This window comes from Glaciecola punicea (assembly GCF_001756615.1).
In the GTDB taxonomy this organism is placed as follows: Bacteria; Pseudomonadota; Gammaproteobacteria; order Enterobacterales; family Alteromonadaceae; genus Glaciecola; species Glaciecola punicea.
Genome location: NZ_LZXY01000017.1, coordinates 24,497 through 31,245, shown reverse-complemented (window position 1 = coordinate 31,245; position 6,749 = coordinate 24,497). Strand labels below are relative to the sequence as shown.

Here is a 6,749-nt window from a genome sequence, read left to right as displayed (position 1 = left end):
AATGCGGGTGCGCGTAAAGAAAAAGCGTGTGAAGAAGTCGGCGTGTCCATAAGAACACTCCAAAGATGGCGTCAAGACGGTGAAATATCCGATGATAAGCGTCCTAAAGCCATTAGGCCGCTGCCGCCTAGTAAGCTAACAGAAGCTGAGCGTGAGCAGATTTTAGCGGTTTGTAATCAAGATGAATATGCCAAACTACCGCCCAGCCAAATTGTGCCAAAGTTGGCGGATAAGGGTATTTATATCGCCTCTGAGTCGACATTTTACCGCGTACTTAGCGCCAACAATCAGTTGCATCATCGCGGACGTGATAAGCCTAAAGGGACGGTTGTTAAACCAGACACACATACCGCCACAGGCCCTAATGAGGTGTGGTCTTGGGATATTACGTATTGCGCCTCACGGGTGATAGGCCAGTTCTATTACCTCTACATGATAATGGATGTGTTTAGTCGCATGATAGTGGGCTGGGAAGTGCATGAAAGCGAAAGCGGCGAGGAAGCAGCCGCCTTACTAGAGCGCACAGTGTGGCGAGAGAAGTGTATACAAAGTGATGTGGTGCTGCACTCTGACAACGGTAGTCCGATGAAAAGCCTGACAATGCAAGCAAAAATGCGGGTATTGGGTGTTGAAGGCTCACGTGGTCGCCCTGGCGTCAGCAATGATAATCCATATTCTGAATCATTATTCAGAACCTTGAAGTACAACCCGCGTTGGCCTTCAGAGGGTTTCGAGTCGCTTGAAAAAGCGCGCGACTGGGTAAAAGATTTTACGCATTGGTACAATAAAGAGCATTGTCACAGCAAAATAAAGTTTGTTACGCCGGAGCAAAGACACCTTGGTTTAGACAAAGAAATTTTGAAAAAAACGCCATGAATTATACTTGGCTCAACAGCAAAAAAAGCCGCATCGGTGGAAACAAAAAACGAGAGATTGGACGAGAGAAAAAGCCGTGGAGTTAAACCCAGATAAAGGGAAAAAAGTGGCTTAATTTATACAACTAAAGCGACATCTGTCTTGACAAACACCGATCTTTTCACACCCAGAAGTTGAAGAAAATTGAGAAGAGCGAAGATAACTCTATTGAAATTTTGCATTTTTAGATGGATAACCAAACATAAGAAATGAATAACACTGACCAAGTAGCAAACTTTTTAGCTGATTTAGAAACGTTTTTTGAATGTGCAAAGGATGATGGGGTGTCCATATCTGCTAAACCCAACAAAAATTATCGTTACATTGGCGATTTTTTAGCAAAATATCAAACTTCTCAGTTTTCCTCAGCAAACTACAACAACACTGACATGGTTGGTTCACTTAAGGACTTGCTGGAATCCTGTAAATCGTTAGAGGCGACATGCCAATATCTTCAAGAGAAGATTGAATTAGCTAAACATGCAGAAAAACCCTCATCTTACTCAATCAAATCTGATGTAGATAGTGCTATCATGATTAGAGATTGTTTCCAACTTGTACGAACAGCGATAAATAGAAAGCATAAAAAAAGGGTCGCTGAAGACCCATTATTTATCTGCGCATTATGCTGGAAAAGAGTCAGGGTATCTGACAGTCTAGAAGAAGCTCCCCGAAAAGATTCTACATTTTACTGTCCAGACCATCTACCAAATCTGAGTGAACACCATTACCGAAAAGATAGAACTGCATTATTTAGTGCAATGAAATCTACGTCGAATCGTTTTCTGAAAGAGCTTGAAAGTTACAAACGTGAGTCTTTAAATCCGCCAGCTCCTGTGGTTTACAAATGGCTGAATACCTTTTCATTACCATCGTCATCCTTGTTCAGTTTTATACAGCGTATGGGTTTTGATGATACCAAGTGGCATGTACAAGCCAATTTATTGATGAACAAGACTATTGGCATTTATCCAATTGCTTATGAAAGAGTGAAAGAAGTTGATGCTGATGACTATGATAATCCAGCAAAGTGGCTAATTGATGGTGTTATTAGTGCGCTTGACGATGACAAAAATGAAAGTGAGGCAACGTTTTGGTGGAAAGAGGAAGTGCACCGCATCAAGTTGTCTTCTTTTGCCAGAGATACTGAACACGGTGATTTGGTACATTCCACGTTATCTGAGACCAACGAATATCTTATGTTAATGTGTGTGTTAGTTTCTCGATATGAAGCTTTTCAAATAGTGAGCCTCACAGAGCAACCAAGGGGAGGTGGTAATCAAAAGAAGCAAATCCTTCGCACGGCCGTGTCCAATTTGCTTGCAAATAATATAGCTGCTAATACCAAACCAAATGTTAAATCCATTGCCACACAATTAGGCATTAGTGCCCAAAGGGTCTACGTAATAAAAAAAGAGCTTGAACAGCCTTAAATTCATTGGCGACTTATCGTAAATTCATTGTGATTATTAATTTCTAAAAAACCGTCCCCAAAGCGATATTATTCGGCGAACATCGGTGTTCTTGGATTAAACAGTGTCATCTTTTGTTAGTTTAGGCGGAGGCTGCTGTATAATCCGTAAGGATATATTTTAACAAATATCTATAGCTTCGATTTCATATTTTGCCTGCAGTTAAAACGCGTATCAGCCTAGATCAGATTACGCTTGTATAACATTAAAATAAATATTTTATTGTCATCAAAGCCGCAGGCTCCGCTGAGATACTTACTATTAAGACCAAGGTGTTAACTCAAACTTGAAATTAATAAATCTAGTTCTATTTCTCTAGCCAACTCATCGTCTTGCATCATGCTTATTACGAATTGATGATTGACCAATGCTTTTTGCTGAGCATCCGGCATACCTCTTGGGCTTTCGCCGCTCATTTTCCACGCTTCTTGATGGATGGATTTGATAATATTGTAAAGCTTGCGCTTGTCATTTAGTGCCAATCTCATGAGAAATCCATTAAAGCTTGAATTAGCGAGGTCTGACACTGATTCACCTAGTGTTTCTCTCGCTTCCATGAGGTTGTAGTCATTTTCGTATTTTTTTGAAAGGGCGTAATCTAGCACCTCATCTATTGAGTCGGCACTCAAAAGTTCTTTCAACGCCAATAGTCTCTCATGGGTTCTTTGCTGCAATTGAACCGTTTTCTTGTTTTTGCTTTTTCGATATTTATCGGCTCTGAATCTCGTTGAGAATTTTTTTACAGCGGCATCACTTATATAAAGACGTAAAAGCTTATTGGCATCTTTTGGCGGCATTTCTGCAATGTCTTCTTGTTGCTCAAGCAATTCTTTCGTACTTTTCAAAACTTCATCAGCAGGAAGGCTTTGAATAAATTTCAAGAGGTTTTCAGACACGAATGTATGCCAGTACTTTTGGGTTGAAACTTTAGACATACTCACGATACCACCACATAGAATTTGAAATAATTAAATTGCTCGATATGGTTTTACTCAACCTCATTAAGATCGCTTTGGAATGGATACTCAACATTGAGTCTTAACGCTATCAGCTTTTCTACATGATAAATTGCTAACTAAATAAATTCAACAAAATTGTGATGTATCACAAAGTTAGGGTTAAATCAGCTATTTAGAGATTTTTTGAGTTTATAACAAAATTGACCTGTAATTTGTAAATAAGTGCTTAAATATATAGTCAAAACCATAAAACTATAAAAACGTGATGTATCACAAAATAACGGTTGACTCACCGGTATTTATAAGTAAAGATAATTACACTTATCTTTGGTAATAGAATTATTATGAAAAATGATCTGATGTTGACCGCCGCCGATTTTGCCCTCGGCGATGATGAGAAAAAGCGAGTGATCGCAAACTTGACAGAATTACACGATAAAGTGCTAGACACCATGTCGCCCAATACCCGAAAGGCATATTTGAGCGATTTTAATCAATACCTCTTATTTTGCCAGCAACATAACTTGTCATCCCTTGCGAGCGACTGGAAAATCACTAAAGTCAGCATAGAGCAATATTTTGAGTCTATGATGTCGTCAGAGCTTAAACATCATTCAATTCGTCGCAAACTCGCGAGTATTCGGTTTTTCATTGGTGTGGCGGAATTACCCGATCCGTTTAAGCATTCAAAATTGCATCGTACGTACATAAATAATCGCCTTAATACCAAGCCTTCGGCCCAATCTCAGGCGCCAGCGTTGCGCGTTGATGAAGTTGAGCAAATTTCACGCTCTAATACTGATGACTCATTGCTCGGACAGCGCAATATCGCGCTGCTTAACGTGGGGATCGACACCTTGTTTCGTGCATCAAACATCGTTGCTATTGAACTTCAGCATATTGATTGGCAGAAGGCGACTATATTTGCGCCTTATTCAAAAACTGACCAGTCTGGGCAGGGGCATTACGGCTATATGTCAAAAATGACGATGCGCTTACTGAAAGAATGGGTCGACAATGCACAAATAACCGAAGGACCAGTCTTTAGAGTGCTTTCACCCAAAAAAACCGTGCAGAGCAAAGCTATTAGCACGCGTACCTTGTGGGGAATATTCAAGGAATTAGGGGCTACGCTAAAAGACGGTAAACAATACAGTTGTCATAGCACGCGAACTGGCGCGGTTATTTCGATGCTTGAAAGTAACGTTCCACTGCTGGAAATTATAGAAAGTGGCGATTGGAAATCATCAGCGATGCCTGCACGGTATGGGAAGCAGTTTAACGCAGCTACAACGGGAATGGCTAAAGTTAGATAGTGATATCGCTATATAAGTAAGAATTGTAGGGTGGATCAGTAAGCTGAAAGTTGAAGGTACCTAGGCATGCAATAAATTTGAAAGGTAGGTGTTTTTAATTTCAGCAAGTTTTTTGCGGTGTAGAATTAGTGCGTGGTGTGACTAGCTAGTCACACCAAATTCGTTGCTGAGGTAAGGTTTTAGTTTTTTCTCTTTAACACTTATAAATTCATAATGTGTATTCAATGCTGTTTTTTCTAGTATGCAAAACTAAGTAAGGGGCGGTCGATTGGCTACTATGTTGAAACGGAAGTTTGCTATAGGCCGCCTATAGATTTAGCAAAACCATGATGTTGGAAGAAATTAATTTTGTGTGGAAAATCACCTCAGTAGTATTGTACTTGGTATGACTACACTCACATGTAAACAGGCAGCCTTTCTAAAAGATAAAATCAGATTAACAAGTTAACAAAACACTGTTATAATATAAATGTTTTGTAAACTTAGGGCTGTTTGTGAAAAGTGATTTATTGAGGCTTCAAAAAGAGATGGTCTGTGCTATACAAAAAGGCCATACGGGATTTTTTAACACTAGTGATATTGCTTACTGGGTTAAAAAGAGCTCTCGTGATGCATTAACGTTATTTATTTATAACGCTATTAAAGCAGGTGTATTAGAGCGTGTGTGTAAAGGTGTGTATGTTGTTAGTATTTTCAAGCCATCTGGGGTAGGAACATTAGAAGCCTTAGCGAAAAAAATTAGAAGCGACTATTTTGTGTATGTTACCGCCGAAACCGAGTTATCAAGACTTGGGGTGATATCTCAATTGACGATGGGGTATTTGACGGCAATGACAAACGGGCGCTCAGGTGTATTTAAAACATCTTTTGGAACGGTCGAGTTTACCCACACAAAAAAGAACATTCACGCTGTAATGGACGATATTTGGTATGACACTGTCACGGGGATACATCGCGCTAGAGAAGCGCTTGCGCTAAAAGATTTAAAACGGATAGGTAGGAATGTCGGTATGTTAAATGAAGGGCTTGAATGATGATATTGCCAATAGTGCAAAGTGTGTTGCAACAAAATCCAGAGTACTCTGGTTTCGAGAATGTGATAGAAAAAGAAATCTTTCATCATGACATCATAAGTGCGCTTCACCAAAGTGGCTTTTTGGAAAATTTGACGTTTATAGGGGGGACCAGTCTTAGAATGTGCCACGGCTGGAATAGATTGAGCGAAGATCTTGACTTTAATGGCGGTATGGATTTCACGCCAGAGAAGTTTTCATCGCTAGCGAACATCGTGTCTGATGCATTATCAAAAAAGTACATGCTAGATATATCTGTCGCGCAGCCCAAGCCGATGAAAGGTGACACGGCGACGTGGCGAGTTTCTATAGAAAAAAATGCAGCAAAGCCAGGTGGTGCTAAGCAGAAAATTCATATAGACATTTGTCGTTACGAGACTATAAACCCTATCATGAAAACCACCATGAATTTCTACCCGTTCAAATCTCCAATAGAAGGTTTGCCAATCCCCTGTCAGAGCTTAGATGAAATATTAGTGGACAAAATCATTGCCTTTGCGATGAGGGAGTATAGTAATAGGGTCGTTAAACCGCGTGATCTTTGGGATATTACCTTTCTCAATAATAGGGATATCCAGCTAGATAATAATGTGTTGATGCAAAAGCTGGTGCAAAGGGGGGTTCCCTTTGATGTGTTTTTTGACAGGACGATAAGCAATCTCAACGGTGTTAATGTTAACGAGGAAATTAAACTAGATTTTCATAGGGAAATGTCAAGATTTGTATTGCCAGAGCTTGCGGAAAACACGTTGGAAAATGAGCATTTTTGGGGGGTAGTAAAAAATGCCGTCGCAGAAGTGGTGTCTTCCATAAAAAACCTAAATGACGCCCCAAAAACCCCACCTGAAATATAGAAGTAAGTATCATATAGCGGCATAAGTGAGCATCGTTCTTGCGCTAAAACCTGATACCTAAACTTCTCCGCGTTAGGTGATGTTAAATTATTAAACCCGAAGAGTTTGAGCATATTGAGCTTTTGCATTCCCGGATGATGAAGTGCTATCAATTTCCACA

The 6,749-nt window shown here is 39.9% G+C and carries 5 protein-coding genes and 1 pseudogene; 5 read left to right on the top strand and 1 reads right to left on the bottom strand.

Going from position 1 to position 6,749, the window contains the following annotated elements; all coding sequences use genetic code 11:
- Positions 1–991: pseudogene (locus tag BAE46_RS14055) on the top strand (IS3 family transposase); the annotation flags it as partial.
- Positions 992–1,124: 133 nt separating this feature from the next.
- A complete protein-coding gene (locus BAE46_RS14050; RefSeq protein ID WP_070113413.1) occupies positions 1,125–2,348 on the top strand; it encodes a hypothetical protein in 1,224 nt (407 codons plus the stop codon).
- 314 nt (positions 2,349–2,662) lie between these two features.
- On the opposite strand, the gene BAE46_RS14045 is transcribed toward BAE46_RS14050, so the two are convergent.
- Positions 2,663–3,322, bottom strand: coding sequence for a hypothetical protein (locus tag BAE46_RS14045; protein WP_070113411.1), 660 nt, complete (start codon positions 3,320–3,322; stop codon positions 2,663–2,665).
- A gap of 368 nt (positions 3,323–3,690) precedes the next feature.
- Between BAE46_RS14045 and BAE46_RS14040 the strand changes: the two genes are divergently transcribed.
- The 3 genes from BAE46_RS14040 (at position 3,691) to BAE46_RS14030 (ending at position 6,589) form a co-directional block, all read left to right on the top strand.
- Positions 3,691–4,662 (top strand): tyrosine-type recombinase/integrase, encoded by a 972-nt coding sequence (locus BAE46_RS14040; RefSeq protein ID WP_070113409.1) that lies wholly within the window; start codon positions 3,691–3,693, stop codon positions 4,660–4,662.
- A gap of 494 nt (positions 4,663–5,156) precedes the next feature.
- A complete protein-coding gene (gene abiEi, locus BAE46_RS14035) occupies positions 5,157–5,696 on the top strand; it encodes a type IV toxin-antitoxin system AbiEi family antitoxin (protein WP_141729358.1) in 540 nt (179 codons plus the stop codon).
- Positions 5,693–6,589, top strand: coding sequence for a nucleotidyl transferase AbiEii/AbiGii toxin family protein (locus tag BAE46_RS14030; RefSeq protein ID WP_083256894.1), 897 nt, complete (start codon positions 5,693–5,695; stop codon positions 6,587–6,589). The genes abiEi and BAE46_RS14030 overlap by 4 nt, the downstream gene beginning before the upstream one ends.
- Positions 6,590–6,749 lie beyond the last annotated feature (160 nt).

Bases quoted from the DNA above. Each gene is read 5' to 3' on its own strand.
- BAE46_RS14050 (WP_070113413.1), top strand. From the start codon at position 1,125: ATGAATAACACTGACCAAGTAGCAAACTTTTTAGCTGATTTAGAAACG.
- BAE46_RS14045 (WP_070113411.1), bottom strand. From the start codon at position 3,322: ATGTCTAAAGTTTCAACCCAAAAGTACTGGCATACATTCGTGTCTGAA.
- BAE46_RS14040 (WP_070113409.1), top strand. From the start codon at position 3,691: ATGAAAAATGATCTGATGTTGACCGCCGCCGATTTTGCCCTCGGCGAT.
- BAE46_RS14030 (WP_083256894.1), top strand. From the start codon at position 5,693: ATGATGATATTGCCAATAGTGCAAAGTGTGTTGCAACAAAATCCAGAG.